Genomic DNA, 21,312 nt, shown 5'->3' on the forward strand with positions numbered 1-21,312 from the left:
GGCGGTGGCGGGCCGCGCTGCCCGACCGCCCCGGCGTGACCGGCGCCCGCTTCACCGCCGTGCTGCCCGCCGGGGCGCTCGCCGCGGTGCCGTCGGACGCCGCGAAACGCCTCGTCGCCGAGGCGGACCGGTTGCTGGACGGGCACGCCGAGTTCTTCGGGGTCGGCCGCGACGACCTGGCCGCCCCGGACTGGTGGCGCGACCCGAAGACCGGGCGCCGGGCCCCGTCCGGTTACGCCTTCGACGTGCCGTACCGGGACGAGGACGCGGTCGGGGACGTCAAGCAGATCTGGGAGCTGTCGCGGCACCAGTACCTGACCGTGCTCGCCGCCGCGTACGCGGTCAGCGGGGACGAGCGGTACGCCGAGCGCGTGGCCGGGCACCTGCGGTCCTGGTGGGCGGCCAACCCGCCGCTGCGCGGGGTGCACTGGACCAGCGGCATCGAGCTGGGCATCCGGCTGCTGTCCTGGGTGTGGGTCCGCCGGCTGCTCGACGGCTGGCCGGGCGCGCCCGGGCTGTTCGAGGAGAACCCGGTGGCGCTGCACCAGATCTGGCACCACCAGCGCTGGCTGGCCGCCTTCCCCAGCCGGGGGTCCTCGGCGAACAACCACGTCATCGCCGAGGCCGCCGGGCAGTTCGCCGCGGCCTGCGCGTTCGGCTGGTTCCCCTCCTCGGAGCGCTGGCGGTCCGGCGCGCTGCGGTCGCTGGAGCGGCACCTGCACGGCAACACCTTCCCCTCCGGCCTCAACCGCGAGCTGGCCAGCGAGTACCACGGACTCGTCCTGGAGCTCGGCCTGGCCGCGCTGGCCGAGGCGGACGCCGCCGCCGTGCCGGTCCCCGCGACCGTCCGGCTGGTGCTGCTGCGGATGACCGACGCCCTCGCGGCCGTCGTCGACGACCGCCTGCGGCCGCCGCGCCAGGGGGACGCGGACGACGGGCACGGCCTGGTCCTGGACGGCGCGGGCACCGACCGCTGGGCCTCGCTGCTGGCCACCGGGGAGGCCGTGTTCGGCCGGCTCGCCTGGTGGCCCGCGGTGACCGGCACCGACGTGCGCACCCCGCTGCTGGCCGCGCTCATCCGGCCGTACCCGAAGAACGCCGACGGCGGCAGCACGCCGGCCGTGACCCGCCCGGCGAGCCGGCCGGCCCACTTCGCCGACGCGGGCCTGACCGTCCTGCGCGGTCCGGACGGGATCTGGTGCCGCTGCGACGGCGGCCCGCACGGGTTCCTGTCCATCGCCGCGCACGCCCACGCGGACGCGCTGTCCGTGGAGGTCCGGCACGACGGGGTCGACGTGCTCGCGGACCCGGGGACGTTCTGCTACCACGGGCAGCCGGAGTGGCGGCGGTACTTCCGGTCCACCCTGGCCCACAACACCCTGGAACTGGACGGCGGCGACCAGTCCGTCTCCGGCGGCCCGTTCCTGTGGACCCGGCACGCCCGCAGCCGGGTCCTGCTCGCGGACACCTCCGACGCGCGGGTGGCCCGCTGGTGTGCCGAACACGACGGCTACCGGCCCTCGGTGCACCGCCGCCGGGTGGAGCTGACCGCCGCGAGCCGGGAGCTGCGGGTGGTCGACGAGGTGCGCGGCCCGCGCCGGGCCGTCCGCCTGGCGTTCCACCTCGGCCCGGCGGTCACCGCGGACCTGACGGGGAACCGGGCCGTGCTGACCTGGACCCGCGACGGCGAGGACCGCTCCGCGGTGCTCGACCTGCCCGGGCAGCTGGAGTGGCGGGCGCATCACGGCGAGACCGACCCGCCGCTGGGGTGGTACTCCCCCGGCTTCGGACGCAGGGAACCCGCCACCACGCTGGTCGGCACCGGCTTCGCCGACGGCACGCAGGGGTTCACCACCGTGCTCGGGTTCCGGGGTTAGGGGAACGGGTGGGGATCGAACGGGTGGGGACCAAGAGGCGGCACTGGGCGTCGGTGGCTGCGTTGACGCTGGCCCTGCTGGTGGCGACCGGCTGTACCGGTACGCCGGACGCCCCGCCGAAGCCGACCGCCACGCCGTCCCGGCCGGCGGCCGTGGCCAAGGTGTGCGACAGCCCCGCGGCCGGGCCGGCGGACGCGCCGGCGGGCGCGGTGACGGTCGACCCGGCGGTGGTCGGCGACCTGGCCGCGAAGACCAAGAGCAGCCCCCCGAACACCACGTTCTGGCTCCCGCCGGGGACGCACCGGCTCGAACCGGACCGGTACGCCCAGGTCATCCCCAAGGACGGGGACAGCTACCTCGGCGCGCCGGGCGCGGTGCTCGACGGCGGGAAGACCAACGCGTACGCGTTCGGCGGCACCGCCGGCAACGTCACCATCCGCCACCTGACCGTGCAGGGCTTCGTCGCGCCGCAGAACGAGGGCGTGGTCAACCACGACTCGGCCGACGGGTGGGTGATCGAGCACGCCACGGTCCAGAACAACTCCGGCGCCGGGCTGATGGCCGGTGCCCGTCAGCAGGTCCGTGCCAGCTGCCTGCGCGGCAACGGGCAGTACGGCATGAACGCGTACAAGGCCGGTGCCGGTGCCCCGATCGGCGGCCTGGTGGTCGAGGGCAACGAGATCGCGGGCAACGACACCGACGACTGGGAGCAGCGGCAGCCGGGCTGCGGCTGCACCGGCGGCGTCAAGTTCTGGGCCGTCAACGGGGCCGACGTGCGCGGCAACTGGGTGCACGACAACCACGGAACCGGGTTGTGGGCGGACACCAACAACAACGACTTCCGCATCGAGGACAACGTGCTGGAGGGCAACGACGGCGCCGCACTGATCTACGAGACCAGCTACAACGCGGTCATCCGGAACAACACGATCCGGCGGAACAACTGGGCCGAGGGCCGCCGGTCCGCCGAACGCGGCGACAACTTCCCGTTCGCCGCCGTCTACCTGTCCGAGTCGGGCGGCGAGCCACGGATCCCGGCCCGCACGGACAAGATCGAGATCGACCGGAACGTGCTGGAGGACAACTGGTCCGGGATCACGCTGTGGGAGAACGCCGACCGGTTCTGCAACAGCCCGGCCAACACCTCCTCCGGCGACTGCACTTTGCTGGTGAAGGACACCGCCCGCTGCAGCCAGCCGACGATCGCCAGCGCACCGCTCTACGCCGACTGCCGGTGGAAGACCCAGCGGGTGGACATCCACGACAACCGCTTCCTGCTGGACGCGTCCGTCGTCGGGTGCACGGCGAAGTGCGGCCGCATGGCGGTGCTGTCCAACTACGGCACCTACCCGGACTGGTCGCCGTACAAGGGCGAACCGGTGGCCGAGGCGATCACCGGCACGCAGCAGAACCGCTGGCACGACAACGCCTACGTCGGACCGTGGAGCTTCGTCGCCCACGACCCGAGCCGGACGCTCGACTTCGGGCAGTGGCAGGGCACGCCGTACCAGCAGGACGCGGGCAGCACCTTCCGGCCGCAGGCCGGTGGTTGAGATGGACCGGGACCTGACGTACGCGGCGCCGCCGGGCGGGCCGGACACCGCGGGCACACGGCCCGGCGCCGAACCGCGCCCGGCCGGCACGCCGAAGACCGTCGGGACGGTCTGGGGGCTGCTGATCCTCAACACGCTCGGCTCCGCCGGGGCGCGGACCATCATCCCGCTGCCCCGCTCCCTCATCCAGATGGCCACCATGGGCGCGCTGGTCTCCGCCTTCGTGCTGGCACTCGTCCTCAACATCCGGCTGCGCATCCGGGCCAGCGCCTTCCTGTTCCTGCTCACCCTGCTGCTGGTGCTGAGCGTGATCTCCAGCGCGCACCTGGAGGCCGGCTTCGGCGCTCTGTTCCGCTGCGCCCGGCTGGCGCTGTTCGTCGGCACCCTGTGGCTGCTCAGCCGCTGGTGGGACGGCGGCACGACGTTCGTCCGGCACCACATCAGGATGTACTTCGCGGTGCTCGCCTCGGTGGCCGCGGGCTTGATCGTCTCCCCCGGTGCGGCCATGCCCGAGCTCTACGGCGGGCGGCTGGTCGGCGCGTTGTGGCCGCTGACGCCGCCGCAGATCGGACAGTACGCCGCGGTGATCATCGGGCTCGCCGTGCTGCTCCTGCTGGACCGCCGGACCACCGGGGCCGGCGCGGCGGCGGTCATCGTGCCGTCCCTCGTCCTGCTCGCGCTGACCCACACCCGCACGGCCACGCTCGGCCTGATCATCGGGCTGGCGCTGGCGATCGGCTCGCTCGTCCTGACCAGCGCCGCCGCCCGCCGGTTCTTCGCCTGGGCGGTGCTGTGCTCCACCGCGGCCGCGGTGGGGCTGAGCTCCCTGCTCCAGGCGTGGTTCCTGCGCGGGCAGAGCCAGGAGAACTTCTCCAACCTCACCGGCCGGGCCAAGGTCTGGGACGCCCTGCTGGCCGCGCCCCGGACGGCCACCGAGCAGCTGCTCGGCACGGGCCTGGGCGACAAGTCGTTCGGCGGGCTGCCGATCGACAACAGCTGGCTGGCCGTCTACAACGAACAGGGCCTGGCCGGCACCGCCATCGTGGCGGCGGTCATCATCGTGCTGGGCGGCGTCGCGCTGCTGCGGCCGCCGTCGTCGGCGAGGGCCTGCGCGATCTTCCTGATCAGCTACTGCGCGATCGCGTCGTACACCGAGGCCGGCCTGGGCGACGCCTCGCCGTACCTGCTGCACCTGACCGTGGCCGCCTCGCTGCTGGCGGCACCCGCCGCGGCCGCTCCGCTCCCCGCGCCCGCAGCGCCCCGACGACGCACACCCCGACCGGCCCAGCGAACGGAGGTGGCCTGACCATGCACATCCTCGTGGTGCACAACCGCTACGCCTCGGCGCAGCCGAGCGGCGAGAACAAGGTCGTCGACCAGGAGGTGGGCCTGCTGCGCGAGGCCGGCCACCGGGTCGAGCTGTTCGAGCGGCGCAGCGACGACATCGCCGCCCGCTCCCTGCCGGGCAAGGCCGCGGTGCCGCTGCTGGTGCCGTGGAACCCGGCGGTCCGCGCGGAGCTCGCCGCCCGGCTCCGCGCCGAACGGCCGGACGTGGTCCACGTCCACAACGTCTTCCCGCTGCTGTCCCCCGCGGTGCTGGCCGCCTGCGCCGACGCCGGCGTGCCCGCCGTCGCCACGCTGCACAACTACACCCAGGTCTGCCCGCCGGGCACGCTGCAGCGGGACGGCCGGCCGTGCACCGCCTGCGTCGGGGGGTCACCGCTGCCCGCCGTCCGGCACGGCTGCTACCGGAACTCCCGGCTCGCGACGGTGCCGCTCGCGGTCAGCCTGGCCGTCAACCGGCGCCGGTGGTGGTCCGGCGTGGAGCGGTTCTTCTGCATCTCCGCGGCGCAGCGCGACGTCCTGGCGCGGGCGGGCATGCCGGCCGAACGGCTGGCGGTGAAGCACAACTTCGTGCCCGACCCGGGCGTCCGCCGGACGGGCGCCGGCGAGCACCTGCTCTACCTCGGCCGGCTCGCGGAGGCCAAGGGGGTGCGGCTGCTCATGGCCGCGTGGGACGAGGCCGCCGCGGACGGCGGGGTGGGCGTGCCGCTGGTGGTCGCCGGCGCGGGGCCGCTGGAGCGGGAGGTGACCGCCTGGGCGGCGGGCCGGGACGACGTGCGGTACGTCGGCCTGTACGACCAGGACCAGTGCCGGCAGGCCGTCGCGCGGGCGGTCGCCGTGGTGGCGCCCTCGACGTGGCTGGAGGCGTTCGGCCTGGTGGTCGTGGAGGCGATGGCGGCCGGGGTCCCGGCCGTCGCCGCCGGTCACGGCGCCTTCGTCGAACTCGTCGAGGACGGGGTGACCGGGCTGCTGCACCGGCCGGGCGACGCGGCCTCGCTCGCGTCCTGCCTCCGCCGGATCACGGCCGGGCCGGAGCACAACCGGGAGATGGGCCTGGCGGCCCGGCGCCGTTACGAGCAGGGGTTCAGCCCGGCGGTCGGGCTGGAGCACCTGCTGGAGGGATACCGCACCGCGATCGCGGGTCGGTCCGGCGGCGCGGAGGGCGCGCCGCCGACAGGGAACGGAAACGCTGGCCCGCGGCGGGGCACCCGCGCGGGCAGGAATGGGGGCAGTTGATGACACGATGCCGACTCTGTGGCTCGGCGGCGATGGGGAGCGTCGTCGACCTGGGGGCGACCCCGCCGTGCGAGAGCTTCCTCGCCGCCGACGAACTGGACCGGCCGGAGCCGGCGTACCCGCTGCACCTGCGGGTCTGCACCGACTGCTGGCTCGCGCAGATCCCGCCGCTGATCACGCCGGAGGAGACGTTCACGCAGTACGCCTACTTCTCCTCCTACTCGACCTCCTGGGTGGAGCACGCCCGCACGTTCGTCACCGACGCCGTGCAGCGGCTGGGTCTCGGCCCCGACGCCTTCGTGGTCGAGGTCGCGAGCAACGACGGGTACCTGCTGAAGCACGTGGTGGACCGCGGGATCCGCTGCCTCGGCATCGAGCCCTCGGTGAACGTCGGCGCCGCGGCGCGCGACGCGGGCGTGCCCACGGTCACGGAGTTCCTGTCCCCCGACACCGGCGCGGCCGTCCGCGCCGAGCACGGCCCGGCGGACCTGGTCGTGGCCAACAACGTGTACGCGCACATCCCCGACGTGGTCGGCTTCACCCGGGGGCTGCGCGCCCTGGTCGCCGACGACGGCTGGGTCTCCGTCGAGGTGCAGCACCTGCTGACCCTGATCGAGGAGAACCAGTACGACACCATCTACCACGAGCACTTCCAGTACTACACGGTCGCGTCCGCGACCCGGGCGCTGGCGAGCGGCGGGCTCACGCTCGTGGACGTCGAGCTGCTGCCCACGCACGGCGGCTCCATCCGGCTGTGGGCGCGGCCGGCCGAGGTGGCCGGGCCGCCGACCCAGCGGGTGGCCGACGTGCTGGACCGGGAGAAGGCGGCCGGGCTGCAGGAGCTGTCCGGGTACACCGAGTTCTCCGCCCGGGTTGCCAAGGTGCGCCGGGACCTCCTGCGGTTCCTCGTCGACGCGGCCGAACGCGGCGAGACGGTCGTCGGCTACGGCGCCCCGGGCAAGGGCAACACCCTGCTCAACCACTGCGGCATCCGGCCCGACCTGCTCCCGTACACGGTCGACCGCAACCCCTACAAGCACGGCCGGTTCACCCCGGGCACCCGCATCCCGATCCTGCCGCCGGAGCGGATCGCCACGGACCGGCCGGACTACGTCCTCGTCCTCCCGTGGAACCTGCGGGACGAGCTGGTCGAGCAGCTGTCCTTCGTGCACGAGTGGGGCGGCCGGCTGGTCTTCCCCATCCCGGAACTCAGCATTGTCGAGGTCAAGCGATGAAGGTCGTCCTGTTCTGCGGCGGTTACGGGCTGCGCATGCGCAGGGGCGCCGACGACGACGTGCCCAAGCCGATGGCGATGGTCGGCCCGCGGCCGCTGATCTGGCACGTGATGCGCTACTACGCGCACTTCGGGCACACCGAGTTCATCCTCTGCCTCGGGTACGGGGCGCGCCACATCAAGGACTTCTTCCTCAACTACGAGGAGACGACGTCCAACGACTTCGTGCTGCGGGGCGGGCGGACCGAGCTGCTGTCCACCGACATCTCCTCCTGGACGATCACCTTCGTGCAGACCGGCATCGAGTCCCCGATCGGGGAGCGGCTGCGCCGGGTGCGGCACCACCTGGACGGCGACGAGATGTTCCTCGCCAACTACGCCGACGTGCTCACCGACGCCCCGCTGCCGGAGATGATCGACCGCTTCTCGCAGCGCGACGCGGGTGCGTCGATGATGGTGGTCCCGCCGCAGTCCTCCTTCCACTGCGTGGAGTTGGGCGAGGACGGCCTGGTGGGGGGCATCACCGCGGTGAGCGACATGCCGCTGTGGGAGAACGGCGGCTACTTCGTGCTCCGCCAGGAGGTCTTCGACCACATCCCGGAGAACGGGGACCTCGTCGCCGACGGGTGCGCCGGGCTCGCCAAGCGCGGCCGGCTGGTGGCGCACCAGCACCGCGGCTTCTGGAAGCCGACCGACACCGTGAAGGAGCGGGCCGCGCTCGACGCCGCCTACGCGCACGGCGACCGCCCGTGGGCCGTGTGGGAGCGGGACGGAGCCGGGGTGAGGACCGCGTGATCCGGCTCGGGACCGGCCCCCTGGAACGGATCGTCGCGGTGGGGGCGCACTGCGACGACATCGCCATCGGCGCCGGCGGCACGCTGCTGACGGTCTGCCGGGCGCGGCCGGGCGTCCGCGTCGACGCGCTGGTGCTCTCCGGCGGCGGCAGCGAGCGGGAGCAGGAGGAGCAGGCCGCGCTCGCCGCCTTCTGCCCGGGCGCCGACCTGCGCCTGACCGTGCTCAAGCTGCCGGACGGCCGGCTGCCCGCGCACTGGGAGGAGGCCAAGGCCGCCGTCGAGGAGCTGCGCGGGCGGACCGAGCCCGACCTGATCCTCGCACCGCGCACCGAGGACGCGCACCAGGACCACCGCGGCCTGGCGCAGCTGGTGACCACCGCGTTCCGCGACCACCTGGTGCTCGGCTACGAGATCGTCAAGTGGGACGGCGATCTCGGCCGCCCGGCGGCCTACCAGCCGCTGTCCGCGGAGACCGCCGAGCAGAAGGTGCACCTGCTGCAGGAGCACTACCCCTCGCAGCGGCACCGGCCCTGGTACGACCGGGAGGCCTTCCTCGGGCTGGCGCGGATCCGCGGCATCGAGTGCCACGCCCGCTACGCCGAGGCGTTCGCCGTCACCAAACTGACCCTCGATCTGGAGAACTGACCCATGCGCGTACTGCTGACCGGGCACCAGGGCTACCTGGGCACCGTGATGGCCCCGGTCCTCGCGGCCGCCGGGCACGACGTCGTCGGGCTGGACGCCGGCCTCTTCGCGGACTGCGTCCTCGGCCCGGCGCCCGCGGACCCGCCGGGACGGCGGGTGGACCTGCGCGACGTCACCGCCGACGACGTGGCCGGGGTGGACGCCGTGATCCACCTGGCCGCGCTCTCCAACGACCCGCTGGGCTCGCTGGCGCCGGACCTCACCTACGACATCAACCACCACGCCTCCGTCCGGCTGGCCCGGCTGGCCCGCGACGCCGGGGTGCGGCGCTTCCTGTACGCGTCCACCTGCTCGGTCTACGGCGCCGCCGGCGGCGACGACCTGGTGGCCGAGGACGCCCCGCTGCGCCCGGTGACGCCGTACGCGGAGTCCAAGGTGCGGGTGGAGGACGACCTGCACGACCTGGCGGACGGCGACTTCAGCCCGGTGTACATGCGCAACGCCACCGCCTTCGGCTACTCGCCCCGGCTGCGCGCCGACATCGTGCTGAACAACCTGGTGGGCCACGCGCTGCTGTCCGGCGAGGTGCTGGTGCTCTCCGACGGCACGCCCTGGCGCCCGCTGGTGCACGCCGCCGACATCGCGGAGGCCTTCGCGGCCGCGCTGACCGCGCCGCGGGAGGCGGTGCACGACCGGGCCTTCAACATCGGCAGCGAGACCAACAACGTCACCGTCGCCGAGATCGCCGGGCAGGTCGCCGAGGCCGTCGAGGGCGCGAAGGTCCGGATCACCGGCGAGGCCGGCGCCGACCCGCGGTCGTACCGGGTGGACTTCTCCCGGTTCCGCGCCGCGGTGCCCGGCTTCGACTGCACCTGGACGGTGGAGCGGGGCGCGCACGAACTCGCCGACGCCTACCGGAAGCACGGGCTGACCCGGGAGGACTTCGAGCAGCGCTTCACCCGGCTGGCCGTGCTGCGCGCGGCGTCCGGGGCCGGCACCGTCGACGGCACCCTGCGGTGGCGCCGGTGACGGCGCCCGGCGCGGAGATGCACGCGCTGGTGGAGCGGCTGTACCCGCTGTGCCGGAGCATCACCGGCGACGGGGTGCGCGCCACCCTGGAGATCGTCGGCGAGTACCTCCCGCTCCAGGTGCACGAGGTGCCGACCGGCACCCCGGTGCTCGACTGGACGGTGCCGCAGGAGTGGAACATCAGGGACGCGTACGTCGCCGACGCCGCCGGCCGCCGGGTCGTCGACTTCCACGCGTCCAGCCTGCACGTGCTCGGATACAGCGTGCCGGTGGCGGCGACCATGCCGCTGTCCGAGCTCCGCCCGCACCTGCACACCCTGCCGGACCACCCGTCCTGGGTGCCGTACCGCACCAGCTACTACACGCCGGAGTGGGGGTTCTGCCTGGCCCAGGAGACCCTGGACGCGCTGCCGGACGGCGAGTACGAGGTGCGCATCGACTCCACGCTCGCCGACGGCCACCTCACCTACGCCGAGCACGTCGTCCCCGGGCAGGTCGCCGACGAGGTGATCGTCTCCTGCCACGTCTGCCACCCGTCGCTGGCCAACGACAACCTGGCCGGCATCGCGGTGGCGACGTTCCTGGCCCGGGCGCTGGCGGCGGAACGGCCCTGGTACACCTACCGGTTCCTGTTCGCGCCCGGCACCATCGGGGCGATCACCTGGCTGGCCCGCAACGCGGAGCGGGTGGAGCGGGTCAGGCACGGGCTGGTGCTGGCCTGCGCCGGTGACCGGGGGCAGCTGACGTACAAGCAGAGCAGGCGCGGCGACGCGGAGATCGACCGGGTGGTGCAGCACGTGCTGGACGCCTCCGGACGCCCGCACCGCGTGACCGCGTTCACCCCGTACGGCTACGACGAGCGGCAGTTCTGCTCGCCCGGGTTCGACCTCGGCGTGGGCTCGCTCAGCCGGACCCCGTACGCCGGCTACCCCGAGTACCACACCTCGGCGGACAACCCGGACTTCGTCTCCCCGGAGGCGATGGCCGACACGCTCGCCGTCTGCCGCGAGGCGTTCGGCGTGCTGGACCGCAACCGGCGGTACGTCAACCTCAGCCCGTACGGCGAGCCCCAGCTGGGCCGGCGCGGGCTGTACGACTCGCTCGGCGGCCGCAGCGACGCGAAGCAGGCCCAGCTGGCCATGCTCTGGGTGCTCAGCCTCTCGGACGGCGGGCCCAGCCTGCTCGACGTCGCGGAGCGGTCCGGGCTGCCGTTCGACACCGTCGCCGCCGCGGCCGACGCCCTGTGCGAAGCCGGGCTGATCACCGAGCCGAAGGGCGCGCCGGTGCCGGAAGCGACGAGCGAGGAAGCGACGAGCGAGGAAGCGACCGCATGACGCCGGTGACCACCGAGGGGGCGGCCGCGACGGCACCGGCCGGGTCCGCCAAGCGGGCCCTCCTCGGCCGGCTGTCCTGGGGACTGGCCGACCAGGCGGCCTCCAGCATGTCCAACTTCGTGGTGGGCATCTACGTGGCCCGCTCGCTGGGGGTGACCGCGTTCGGCGTGTTCAGCCTCGCCTGGGTGACCTACGGCGTGGTGCTGAACGTCTCCCGCGGGCTGGCCACCGACCCGCTCGTGGTGCGCTTCAGCGGCGTGCCGGAGGCGTCCTGGCGCGGGGCGGTGGCCCGGTCGTCGGGCACCGCCCTCGGCGTCGGTGCCGCCCTCGGCGCGGTGTGCCTGCTGGTCGGGCTCGGTCTCGGCGGCCGCGTGGGGGCCGCGTTCGCCTGCCTCGGCGTCGTGCTGCCGGGGCTGCTGCTGCAGGACGCCTGGCGGTTCTCCTTCTTCGCCGCCGGCACCGGCCGGAAGGCGTTCGTCAACGACCTGGTCTGGGGCGTCGCGCTCGTCCCGGCGATGGTCGTCGCGGCCCGCGTGGGCAGCGTGGCCGCCTTCGTGCTCGCGTGGGGTGCGTCCGCCGCGGTGGCCGCCGCGTACGGCTGCGTCCAGTCCGGCATCCGGCCGAGGCCGGCCGGGGCGCGCGGGTGGCTCCGCGAGCAGCGCGACCTCGGCTACCGCTACCTGGTGGAGAACGTCAGCCTCAGCGGCGCGAGCCAGCTGCGGGCGTACGGCCTCGGCGCGATCGCCGGGGTCGGCGCGGTGGGTGCGGTGCGGGGCGCCGAGCTGCTGCTCGGCCCGTTCCTCGCCGTGCTGATGGGCCTGTCGCTGGTCACCGTCCCGGAGGCGGCGCGGGTGCTGCGGCAGGCCCCGCACCGGCTGGGCGCGTTCTGCCTCCTGCTGGGCGGCGGGCAGGCCGGCGCCGCGCTGCTCTGGGGCGCGGCACTGCTGCCGGTGCCGGACCGGCTCGGTGAGCTGGTGCTCGGCAGCGTCTGGCCCTCCGCCGCACAGCTCATCGTGCCGCTCACCCTCGGCGTCGCGGGCGCCGGCCTCGGCACCGGCGCCGCGGCCGGGCTCCGCGCGCTCGGCGCGGCGCGGCGCAGCCTGCGCTGCCAGCTGTTCGCCTCCGCCGGCTACGTCGGCGGCGGCCTCGGCGGCGCCGTCCTGGCCGGCACGGCCGGCTCGGCCTGGGGCGTCGCCGCCGCGACCGTCAGCAGCTCGGCCGTGTGGTGGCTGCAGCTGCGGTCCGCCCTGCGCGAGAACGGCCGGAACCCCATCCCCGAAGAGAGGACCACATGACCGCCCGACCCAGGCTGAGCATCGGCTTGCCCGTGTACAACGGCGAGGAGTACCTGGCCGAGTCCTTCGACGCCCTGCTCGGCCAGACCTACGAGGACTTCGAGCTGGTCGTCTCCGACAACGCCTCGGCCGACGGGACCGAGGAGATCTGCCGCGCGTACGCCGCGAAGGACGCGCGGGTCCGGTACCTGCGGCTGCCCCGGAACATCGGCGCCACGCCGAACCACAACCGGGTGTTCGTCGAGTCCCGCGGCGAGCTCTTCAAGTGGGCCTCGCACGACGACCTGTACGGCCGCGACCTGCTGCGGCGCTGCGTGGAGGCGCTGGACGAGCGGCCGGACGTGATCCTCGCGCACACCGGCCAGGCCGTCATCGACGGCGACGGCCAGGTGAAGGTCCCCTACGAGTACGGCATCGCCACCGACTCCCCGCGCGCGCCGGAGCGCTTCCGCAGCCTGCTGTTCGAGCCCGGCGGCGACGACTTCTACGGCGTCCTGCGGGCCGACGTGCTGCGCCGGGTGAAGCCGCTCGACAGCTACCACCACGCGGACCGGACGTTCGTCGCCGAGATCGCCCTGCACGGGCCCTTCCACCAGGTGCCCGAGCTGCTGTACTTCCGCCGCGACCACCCCACCCGCGCCGAGCGGGCGAACCCCTCCAAGCGCTCCCGGTGCGTCAACCTGGACCCGCGCCGGGCGGGCCCGCTGCACCCGACGCCTCGGCTGCTCGCCGAGTACGTCCACGGCTTCGTCTCGGCGATCCGGCGGGCGCCGCTGTCCGCGGCCGACCGGAGTGCGTGCTACCGCCACCTGGTCGCGTGGGCGGCCAGCCGGGTCCGGCCGGGCGCCGGCGAGCGGGTCGAGGACCGCGCCCCGGTCGACCCGGCCCTGCTCGACGTCTCCGTCGACGCCCTCGTCGCCGGCCGCGAGGGGAGGCGGGCATGACGCCGGTGAACCGCCCTCCGGTGCGGGTGGGGGTGTTCGGCCTGCTCGGCTCCGGCAACCTCGGCAACGACGGGTCGCTCGAAGCCGTGCTCGGCCATCTGCGCACCGCACACCCGGAGGCGGTCGTGGACGCGCTGTGCGGCGGACCGGAGGCCGTCACGGCCCGGTTCGGGATCCCCGCGACGCGGCTGCACTGGTACCGCGGGGAGTACCGGACCGCGTCGCGGACGGGCGCGGTCGCGGCGAAGGCCGTGGGCAAGCTCCTCGACCCCTTCCGCACGGCCGCCTGGGTGCGCCGGCACGACGTGGTGATCGTGCCGGGCATGGGCGTCCTGGAGGCCACGCTGCCGCTGCGGCCGTGGGGCTTCCCGTACGCGCTGTTCCTGCTCTGCGCGAGCGGCCGGCTGTCCGGCACCCCGGTCGCGCTGGTCAGCGTCGGCGCCGCCGGGATCCGCCGGCGCTCGACCCGGACCCTGGTGCGCTGGTCGGCGCGGCTGGCCGCGTACCGCTCGTACCGGGACGCCCCGTCCCGCGACGCGATGCGGGCGATGGGCGTGGACACCTCCCGCGACGAGGTCTACCCGGACCTCGCGTTCTCCCTGCCGTCCCCGCCGGCGGGCGAGCCCCTGGGCCCGGCGGGCCGGGCGGGCCCGCCGACGGGGACGGTCTGCGTCGGCGTCATGGCCTTCCACGGCAGCAACGACGACCGCGCCCGGGCCGGGGAGATCCACCGGCGCTACCTCGACGGGACGATCCGCTTCGTCCGCACGCTGGTCGGGGAGGGCAGGACGGTCCGGCTGCTCACCGGCGACGGGGTCGACGCGCCGGTGGTCGCCGCGATCCTCGACGCCGTGGAGTCGCCGCTGGTCACCGCCGCCGAGGTGACCTCGCTGGCCGACCTCATGAAGGAGACGGCGGCGGCCGACACGGTGGTGGCGACCCGGTACCACAACCTGATCTGCGCGCTGAAGGCCGGCACGCCGACGCTCGCGCTCACCTATGCGACCAAGAGCGAGGCGCTCATGGACCGGATGGGGCTGGGCGCGTACTGCCATTCGGCGCGCGAGGTGGACGCCGACCGGCTGCTCGAACAGTTCCGGGCGCTGGAGCAGCACGCGGCGGAGCTGCGCGGGACCCTCGCCGAGCGGAACCTGGTCGCCGCCCGGCAGGTCGGACAGCAGTTCACCGCCCTGACCGCGGCCCTCTTCCCGGCGGCCGCCCCCGACCGGGCCCACGACCAGGCCCCGATCCACGCCCAAACCCAAGCCCACGCCCACGACCTGCGGGAGGCTCAGTGAAAGCGACCGAAGTCCCGGCGATCGCCGGCGCATACCTGTTCGAGCCGACGCCCTACGCCGACGAGCGCGGCTTCTTCTGCCGCACCTTCGACGCCGACGTGGTCCGCTCGGTCGGCCTCGACCCGGACGCCTTCGTCCAGGACAGCGTGTCCCGCTCGGTCGGCGGCGTGCTGCGCGGCCTGCACCTGCGCTCCGGCGCCGGCGAGGCCAAGCTGGTGCGGTGCTCGTCCGGCCGGGTCTTCGACGTCGTCGTGGACCTGCGGCCCGGCTCGCCAACCTACCGCAACCGGGCCTTCTTCGAGCTGTCCGGCGAGACGCAGGCGACCCTGTACGTCCCGGCCGGCTGCGCGCACGGTTTCCAGGCGCTGACCGAGACCGCCGACGTCTCGTACCGGATCGACCGCCCGCACGACCCGGCCGAGGACGTGACGATCGCCTTCGACGACCCGGAGCTCGCCATCCCCTGGCCGCTGCCGGTCACCTCGGTGTCCCGGCGGGACCGGGAGGCTCCGAAGCTCGCCGAGGTCCTGCGGCGACAGGGGAGGTGAGCAGGCGTGGACCCCGACGACTTCCTCCTGCCCCGGTCGCGGACGGCGAACGAGCGGCTGCACGCCATGATCCCCGGGGGCGCGCACACGTACGCCAAGGGCGACGACCAGTACCCCGAGCACCTGGCCCCGGTCATCAGCCACGGCCACGGCGCCCACGTGTGGGACGTCGACGGCAACCGCTACGTCGAGTACGGCTCCGGCCTGCGGTCGGTCAGCCTCGGCCACGCCCACCCCCGCGTGCTGGAGGCGGTGCGGCGGCAACTCGACCGCGGCAGCAACTTCGTCCGGCCGTCGATCGTGGAGGCCGAGGCCGCCGAGTGCTTCCTGGCCACCGTGCCGACCGCCGAGATGGTGAAGTTCGCGAAGAACGGCTCCGACGTCACCACCGCCGCGGTGCGGCTCGCCCGCGCCGTCACCGGGCGCCCGCGGGTGGCCATCTGCAGCGACCACCCGTTCTTCTCGGTCGACGACTGGTTCATCGGCACCACGCCGATGTCCGCCGGTGTCCCGGCCGCCGTCACCGAGCTCACCGTGGCGTTCCCCTACGGGGACCTGGCCGCCACGGAGGAACTGCTCACCCGGTACCGGGACGAGGTCGCCTGCCTGGTCCTCGAACCGGCCGGCGCCGCCGAGCCGCCGCCCGGGTACCTGGCCGGGCTGCGCGGGCTGGCCGACCGGCACGGCTGCGTGCTGGTCTTCGACGAGATGATCACTGGCTTCCGCTGGTCCGAGGCGGGTGCCCAGGGCCTGTACGGCGTCCTCCCCGACCTCTCCACCTTCGGCAAGGCGCTGGGCAACGGGTTCGCCGTCTCCGCGCTGGCGGGGCGCCGCGACCTGATGGAGCACGGCGGGCTCCGCCACTCCGGCGACCGGGTGTTCCTGCTGTCCACCACGCACGGCGCGGAGACGCACTCGCTGGCCGCCGCGATGGCGGTGCAGACCACCTACGCCGAGGAGGGCGTCACCGCACGGCTGCACGCCCTCGGCGAGCGGCTGGCCGCCGGTGTCCGGGACGCCGCGGCCGGCGCGGGCGTCGGCGACCACGTCGTCGTCCGGGGCCGGGCCAGCAACCTGGTCTTCGCCACCCTCGACGAGAACCGGCAGCCGTCGCAGCAGTACCGCACCCTGTTCCTGCGCCGGCTCCTCGCGGGCGGGGTGCTGGCCCCGTCGTTCGTGGTGAGCAGCGCGCTCGGCGAGGCCGACATCGACCACACCGTCGAGGTGGTCGCCCGGGCCTGTGCGGTGTACCGGAAGGCCCTGGACGCCGCGGACCCCACCCCCTGGCTGGGCGGGCGGCCGGTGAAGCCCGTCTTCCGCCGCTTCGCCTGAGCTATCTCTTCTCCGCTACCCGATCGACCGCCCAGGCAGTCACCGGTACCACCGCCAACGCGGTGCACCAGCCGCCCAGCGTGTCGGTCGGGTAGTGCGCGCTCAGCGTCACCTGCACCCAGCCCATCACGGCGCCCCCGACCGCCGCACCAAACAGCCCGCCACCGCAGCCGCAACCAGCAGCGTGGCGCCCGGGGCTCCCCAATCCCGGTCGTGAGTAGCAGCGGTACAGCGGTTAGCGCTAAGGGATGATCTTCGCTTCCGGGGACGGCCCGGCCGGAACAGGCGCACGCTGGAGGTGTGGCTGAGGACCGGAACGCCGAGCTTGCCGCCCTCGCCCACCAGGCCGTGGGCGCCGCGGGCGGCCTGCGGCTGCTGGTCGAGCGGATGGGCGATCTCGGCTGGCGAATGCAGGACAACAGCGACGAGGACCTGCTGAACGTCGCCTCCGCGCTGCGCGGCACCGCGATCCTGATCGCCCTCGACACCGGGGACATGAACCTGCACGAGGAGCTCACCGGGCGCCGGGTGCACGAGGTCCGCGATGCCGCCGAGTGGTTCCGGGAGCACGGCGAAGGCGACGACCGGTCGTTACCCGGCCGACCCGGGCCGGTTTTCCCGGCCGCCGGGGATGACCCGCAGGACGGGGCCGGCGGAAGCGAACTCGCCGAGGTCGAGGGCGGCGTCGCGCCAGTTGGCGATCAGCTGCAGCAGCCGGGCGGTGTCGTCGGGGAACGGCGGCGGCTCCGTGCCGGGGACGACGGGCTGCAGGATCGCAGCGGCGAGCCGGACGGCGTGCAGGGCGGTGGTCGCGCGCGGGTCGATGCCGCCGGCGTGGCCGACGTGCCGCAGGGCGTCGAGGCGCTTCTCCAGCTCCAGCAGCATGTCGTAGACGGGAACGTACGCCGGGTTACTCCACTCCCCGCTCACCGCGCCTTCTCCCGGCCGGCCGGGTCGGTGTCCTCGACGTCGGCTTCGATCGGCTCCGGGTTGTCGGCCCAGGTACCGAACGGGCCGGACCGCCCGGGTTCCTCGGCTCCGAGCAGCAGCGCGCCGCCCTTCATCCGGTGCGGGCTGGGATCACCGGGAGACCTCCTCGCGGTCGGCGGCGGTGAGTTCGGCGCGCTGGGCGACCAGGCGCTCGCGCAGCTGAAGGTGAGAGATGCTCTGCGAACGGAGACCCGGGCAAACCGGACACGATCCGGGGGTCTCGCAGAACTCTCACAACTGACCGTTTTTGAGACCGGCGCAGACTCGGTAGAGCTTGAGATCACAGGCCCGCGAGCGGCCGGTCGATCAGCGGGGCAGGATGCGCATTACTGCCTCGCGTTCGCCGCTGAGCCGCAGGCCTTGCTGTACTGCGGCGCTCAGATCGAGGTCGCCGAGCAGAGTCGCAGCCAGCAGGTGCGGCGGTCCGGTCAGTGACGCGGTGGGGTGGTCGACCCGGCCGGCGTGTGTGTGCACCGAACCGTCCTTGACTTCGATGACCAGGTCCTCGCTGCCGTCGGCGTGCAGTTGCAGGGCGATTGCCGGCTGGTCGGGGCGGTGGTCGGTCAGTGCCCGGGCGGGCATGTCCAGCCAGTGGGTGCGGAAGGTGTCGTTGCCGCCCGGCTCACGCAACAGCGGCACGCCCCACCGGCTCAGCTCCTGCAGCACCGGCTCCAGCGCGCGACCACGCTCGGTGAGGGAGAACAGGGTGGTGGCCACCGGCGGCGGGGCGGCCTCGCGGTGGATCAGGCCGGCTTCCTCGAGTTCGCGGAGCCGGTCGACCAGCAGGTTGCTGGCGATCCCGGGCAGCCCGTTGCGCAGGTCGGTGTGCCGGCACGGACCCAGGGCGAGCAGTTCACGGACGATCAGCAGGGTCCATCGGTCGCCGATGGTGTCCAGTGCTTTCGCGATGCCGCAGTACTGCCCGTAGGTGCGCATGCCACCACCCTACATCGTGGTGTTGAGATTCAAAACTCTCTTGTTGACTTTCTCAACAACGTCGGTCTAGCGTCGCTGCCCATGACCTCCACCCTTTCCGTGCGTCGGCTGGCCTGGGCCGGCGTCGAGATCCGTCTCGACGACACCCGCCTGCTGATCGACCCGCTCGAGAACGTCGCTCCGCTGGCGCCGGTGATGGGGCCGCCGCACCGGCCGGTCGACCCGGTCGATACCCCGCCCGGCACCCACGCCCTCATCACCCACCTGCACCCCGACCACTACGACCACGACCTGATCGCCCGGATCGCGGCCACCGGCACGATCGGCTGCCACACCCCGAGCGCGGCGGCGCTGCACGAGGTGGGCATCACCCCCGTCGCCCAGGACCTGGGCCAGTCACGCCGCATCGGAGAGCTGACCGTCACCCCGGTGACCTCGCTGGACTGGCGCGGCAACGACTGTGACCAGGTCGCCTGGGTTGTCGAAGGCGCCGGCCGGCGGGTCATCCACTGCGGCGACACCCAGTGGCACGGCAGTTGGTGGCAGATCGCCCGCGACCACGGCCCGTTCGACGTCGCGTTCGTCCCGGTCAACGGCGTCATCGCCCACTTCGAGGGCTACGCGGCCAACGTCCCGGCGACCATGACCCCCGAGCAGGGCGTCGAGGCCGCCGTCGCACTCGGCGCCGGCACCGTCTGCGCCATGCACTACGGCCTGTTCCACAACCCGCCGTTCTACACCGAACAACCCGACATCGAGCAGCGCTTCCAGCACGCCGCCGACGAGCGCGGCATCACCGCGGCCATCATCGCCGACGGCCAGCCCGTCCTCTGACCATCAGAAACAAGGAGCAACACATGAAGATCGTCCTGTTCGGTGCCAGCGGCAACATCGGCCGGCCCGCCACCGAGGAACTACTGCGTCGCGGCCACACCGTCACCGCGGTCACCCGAGCCGGCCACATCGACGGACTCAAGCACAAGGCCCTGACCGTGACCACCGGTGACGTCACAGACGCCGCCGCGGTCGCCGGCCTCGCCGCCTCCCACGACGCCGTACTGTCGGCCGTCGGCCCCCGGATCGGCCAGGAGAACGACCGCGCCACGATCCTCGGTGCCGCCCGTGCGCTGATCGACGGACTCCGCCGAGCCGGTGTCACCCGCCTGGTCACCATCGGCGGTGCCGGTAGCCTACGCACGCCGACCGGCGCCCGGGTCATGGACGACCCGGACTTCCCCGCGCTGTGGAAGGCCAACGCCGAAGCCCAGTCCGAAGCGCTCGACCTCTACCGCGGCGTGCACGACCTCGACTGGACGTACGTGTCGCCCGCCGCAGTCATCGGAGCGGGCGAGCGGACCGGAGCCTACCGCAGCGCCGGGGACACCCTGCTCACCGACGACGACGGCAACAGCCGCATCTCGTACGCCGACTACGCGATCGCCTTGGCCGACACGATCGAGAGCGGCACCGCGATCCGCCGCCGCATCACCGTGGCGTACTGAGCCATGAGCGACGACGCCGCCGGCCGGCAAACCCGATTCATCGTCCTGCTCGCAGCGCTCGTGGCCCTGGGACCACTGTCCATCGACGGCTACCTGCCCGGACTGCCGGACCTCGCCGGCGACCTGCGCGCCAGCGCCGCGGCCACCCAGCTCACCATCACCGCCTGCCTGGCCGGGCTGGCCATCGGGCAGCTGATCGCCGGGCCGCTGAGCGACACCTACGGCCGGCGGCGTCCGTTGCTGGCGGGCCTCGCCCTCTACACGATCGCCAGCGCGCTCTGCGCGGTGGCGCCCGACGTCCGGACCTTCGTCGGCCTACGCCTGGTCCAGGGCATCGGCGGGGCGTTCGGCATCGTCATCGCCAACGCCATGGTCCGCGACCGCACCTCCGGAACCCGCACCGCACGTCTCTTCTCCGCACTGACCTTGATCACCGGCCTGGCGCCGGTGTTCGCGCCGGTCCTCGGCGGCCAGCTACTGCGCGTCACGGCCTGGCCTGGAATCTTCGTGGCCCTGGCCGTACTCGGCGCCGTGATGCTGGCGGCCTCCGCCGCAGGACTGCCGGAGACCCGGTCCTCCGCGTCACGCCAGCCGCTGCCGGCTGTCGTCGGGCAGCTGCTCAGCGACCGGGTCTTCACCGGGTACGTCCTGGCCAACGGCCTGGTTTTCGCGGCGATGTTCGCCTACATCTCCGGCTCGCCGTTCGTCCTGCAGGAAATCCACGGCCTGTCACCGCAGCAGTACAGCGCCGTGTTCGCCGTCAACGCCGCCGGACTCATTGCGGCCGCCCAGATCAGCGGCCGGCTGGTGGCCCGGGCCGGCGCCCGCGTGCTGCTGCTCGCCGGTCTGCTGGGCGCGACAGCCGGTGGCACCACGGTCCTGGGCGCCGTGCTGACACGGGCACCCCTGCCCGCGCTCCTGATCGGCCTGTTCGTCCTGGTCTCCAGCGTGGGCCTCGTCATGCCGAACGCCGCGGCCCAGGCCCTGGCCGACCACGGCGGACACGCCGGGTCGGCCGCCGCTCTGCTCGGCTTCAGCCAGTTCATGATCGGCGGGGCACTTGCTCCGCTGGCCGGCGCGGGTGGCGCCACCGACGCCTTGCCGATGGGAATCATCGTCGCCGTGCTGCCGGCGCTCGCTCTGCTCACACTCGGCGTCCTCACCCGGTCGATGCCCGGTGAGCGCACTCGCAGGCACATCGATCGCAGACGCGGCAAGGTCCACTAGCAGCTGAAGGGTCGGTGGCCCAACCGTCGCGAACCGCGCCTGCCTGGCACACCCTCCGCCAGGCCGAAGTTTGACGCGCGGTGGATAGAACACCACCGGGCGCGCTCGGCGAGGCCGACATCGACCACACCGTCGAGGTGGTCGCCCGGGCCTGTGCGGTGTACCGGAAGGCCCTGGACGCCGCGGACCCCACC

General features: G+C 73.7%; 20 protein-coding genes and 1 pseudogene. 17 read left to right on the forward strand and 4 right to left on the reverse strand.

All coding sequences use genetic code 11. From position 1 onward, the window contains the following. From ABZ885_RS19100 to ABZ885_RS19165, 14 genes and pseudogenes are all read left to right on the forward strand, one after another. Positions 1 to 1,877, forward strand: a 1,877-nt coding sequence (locus ABZ885_RS19100) for an alginate lyase family protein (RefSeq protein ID WP_360189553.1), incomplete at its 5' end; no start/stop codon positions are given. Between the two features lie 23 nt (positions 1,878 to 1,900). Then, positions 1,901 to 3,430: a right-handed parallel beta-helix repeat-containing protein gene (locus tag ABZ885_RS19105; RefSeq protein WP_360189555.1), complete on the forward strand. Its 1,530-nt coding sequence runs from the start codon at positions 1,901 to 1,903 to the stop codon at positions 3,428 to 3,430. A gap of 1 nt (position 3,431) precedes the next feature. Beyond that, entirely contained in the window at positions 3,432 to 4,736 is a 1,305-nt protein-coding gene (locus ABZ885_RS19110; RefSeq protein ID WP_360189558.1) for an O-antigen ligase domain-containing protein, read from the forward strand. A gap of 2 nt (positions 4,737 to 4,738) precedes the next feature. Continuing rightward, positions 4,739 to 6,010, forward strand: coding sequence for a glycosyltransferase (locus tag ABZ885_RS19115; protein ID WP_360189561.1), 1,272 nt, complete (start codon positions 4,739 to 4,741; stop codon positions 6,008 to 6,010). Further along, on the forward strand, positions 6,010 to 7,245 hold the full coding sequence (locus ABZ885_RS19120; RefSeq protein WP_360189564.1) for a class I SAM-dependent methyltransferase: 1,236 nt from the start codon (positions 6,010 to 6,012) through the stop codon (positions 7,243 to 7,245). The genes ABZ885_RS19115 and ABZ885_RS19120 overlap by 1 nt, the downstream gene beginning before the upstream one ends. Next, on the forward strand, positions 7,242 to 8,039 hold the full coding sequence (locus tag ABZ885_RS19125; protein WP_360189567.1) for a glucose-1-phosphate cytidylyltransferase: 798 nt from the start codon (positions 7,242 to 7,244) through the stop codon (positions 8,037 to 8,039). The genes ABZ885_RS19120 and ABZ885_RS19125 overlap by 4 nt, the downstream gene beginning before the upstream one ends. Beyond that, the gene (locus ABZ885_RS19130; RefSeq protein WP_360189569.1) at positions 8,036 to 8,683 is read left to right on the forward strand and encodes a PIG-L deacetylase family protein; all 648 of its coding nucleotides are present in this window, start codon (positions 8,036 to 8,038) and stop codon (positions 8,681 to 8,683) included. The genes ABZ885_RS19125 and ABZ885_RS19130 overlap by 4 nt, the downstream gene beginning before the upstream one ends. 3 nt (positions 8,684 to 8,686) lie before the next feature. Then, entirely contained in the window at positions 8,687 to 9,712 is a 1,026-nt protein-coding gene (locus tag ABZ885_RS19135; protein WP_360189572.1) for an SDR family oxidoreductase, read from the forward strand. After that, a pseudogene (locus ABZ885_RS19140) lies at positions 9,700 to 10,974 on the forward strand (DUF4910 domain-containing protein); the annotation flags it as partial. The gene ABZ885_RS19135 and the pseudogene ABZ885_RS19140, both read left to right, overlap by 13 nt. Positions 10,975 to 11,042: 68 nt before the next feature. Beyond that, positions 11,043 to 12,341, forward strand: a complete 1,299-nt coding sequence (locus ABZ885_RS19145) for a hypothetical protein (RefSeq protein WP_360189574.1) — start codon at positions 11,043 to 11,045, stop codon at positions 12,339 to 12,341. Continuing rightward, entirely contained in the window at positions 12,338 to 13,285 is a 948-nt protein-coding gene (locus tag ABZ885_RS19150) for a glycosyltransferase family 2 protein (protein ID WP_360189576.1), read from the forward strand. The genes ABZ885_RS19145 and ABZ885_RS19150 overlap by 4 nt, the downstream gene beginning before the upstream one ends. Further along, positions 13,282 to 14,583, forward strand: a complete 1,302-nt coding sequence (locus ABZ885_RS19155; protein ID WP_360189579.1) for a polysaccharide pyruvyl transferase family protein — start codon at positions 13,282 to 13,284, stop codon at positions 14,581 to 14,583. The genes ABZ885_RS19150 and ABZ885_RS19155 overlap by 4 nt, the downstream gene beginning before the upstream one ends. Next, on the forward strand, positions 14,580 to 15,131 hold the full coding sequence (rfbC, locus tag ABZ885_RS19160) for a dTDP-4-dehydrorhamnose 3,5-epimerase (RefSeq protein WP_360189581.1): 552 nt from the start codon (positions 14,580 to 14,582) through the stop codon (positions 15,129 to 15,131). Before ABZ885_RS19155 ends, rfbC begins: the two co-directional genes overlap by 4 nt. A gap of 6 nt (positions 15,132 to 15,137) precedes the next feature. Then, the gene (locus tag ABZ885_RS19165; RefSeq protein ID WP_360189584.1) at positions 15,138 to 16,463 is read left to right on the forward strand and encodes a glutamate-1-semialdehyde 2,1-aminomutase; all 1,326 of its coding nucleotides are present in this window, start codon (positions 15,138 to 15,140) and stop codon (positions 16,461 to 16,463) included. A gap of 126 nt (positions 16,464 to 16,589) precedes the next feature. Here ABZ885_RS19165 and ABZ885_RS19170 read toward each other — a convergent pair whose 3' ends face one another. The 4 genes from ABZ885_RS19170 to ABZ885_RS19185 all read right to left on the reverse strand — a co-directional run bounded on the left by ABZ885_RS19170 (position 16,590) and on the right by ABZ885_RS19185 (position 18,389). Further along, positions 16,590 to 16,970 (reverse strand): hypothetical protein, encoded by a 381-nt coding sequence (locus ABZ885_RS19170; protein WP_360189604.1) that lies wholly within the window; start codon positions 16,968 to 16,970, stop codon positions 16,590 to 16,592. An 84-nt stretch (positions 16,971 to 17,054) separates the two neighbouring features. Beyond that, positions 17,055 to 17,393, reverse strand: coding sequence for a hypothetical protein (locus ABZ885_RS19175; RefSeq protein WP_360189587.1), 339 nt, complete (start codon positions 17,391 to 17,393; stop codon positions 17,055 to 17,057). Beyond that, positions 17,390 to 17,527, reverse strand: a complete 138-nt coding sequence (locus tag ABZ885_RS19180) for a hypothetical protein (RefSeq protein WP_360189589.1) — start codon at positions 17,525 to 17,527, stop codon at positions 17,390 to 17,392. Before ABZ885_RS19180 ends, ABZ885_RS19175 begins: the two co-directional genes overlap by 4 nt. Positions 17,528 to 17,759: 232 nt before the next feature. Beyond that, positions 17,760 to 18,389: a helix-turn-helix domain-containing protein gene (locus ABZ885_RS19185; RefSeq protein WP_360189592.1), complete on the reverse strand. Its 630-nt coding sequence runs from the start codon at positions 18,387 to 18,389 to the stop codon at positions 17,760 to 17,762. A gap of 81 nt (positions 18,390 to 18,470) precedes the next feature. On the opposite strand from ABZ885_RS19185, the gene ABZ885_RS19190 reads away from it, so the two are divergent. From ABZ885_RS19190 to ABZ885_RS19200, 3 genes are read left to right on the forward strand one after another with little or no spacing between them, the layout of a single operon-like run. After that, positions 18,471 to 19,223, forward strand: coding sequence for an MBL fold metallo-hydrolase (locus ABZ885_RS19190; RefSeq protein WP_360189596.1), 753 nt, complete (start codon positions 18,471 to 18,473; stop codon positions 19,221 to 19,223). A gap of 23 nt (positions 19,224 to 19,246) precedes the next feature. Next, positions 19,247 to 19,891, forward strand: a complete 645-nt coding sequence (locus ABZ885_RS19195; protein WP_360189598.1) for an NAD(P)H-binding protein — start codon at positions 19,247 to 19,249, stop codon at positions 19,889 to 19,891. A 3-nt stretch (positions 19,892 to 19,894) separates the two neighbouring features. Further along, a complete protein-coding gene (locus tag ABZ885_RS19200) occupies positions 19,895 to 21,118 on the forward strand; it encodes a multidrug effflux MFS transporter (RefSeq protein WP_360189601.1) in 1,224 nt (407 codons plus the stop codon). Positions 21,119 to 21,312: the final 194 nt, after the last annotated feature.

It is taken from the genome of Kitasatospora sp. NPDC047058 (assembly GCF_040643935.1).
Taxonomy (GTDB): domain Bacteria; phylum Actinomycetota; class Actinomycetes; order Streptomycetales; family Streptomycetaceae; genus Kitasatospora.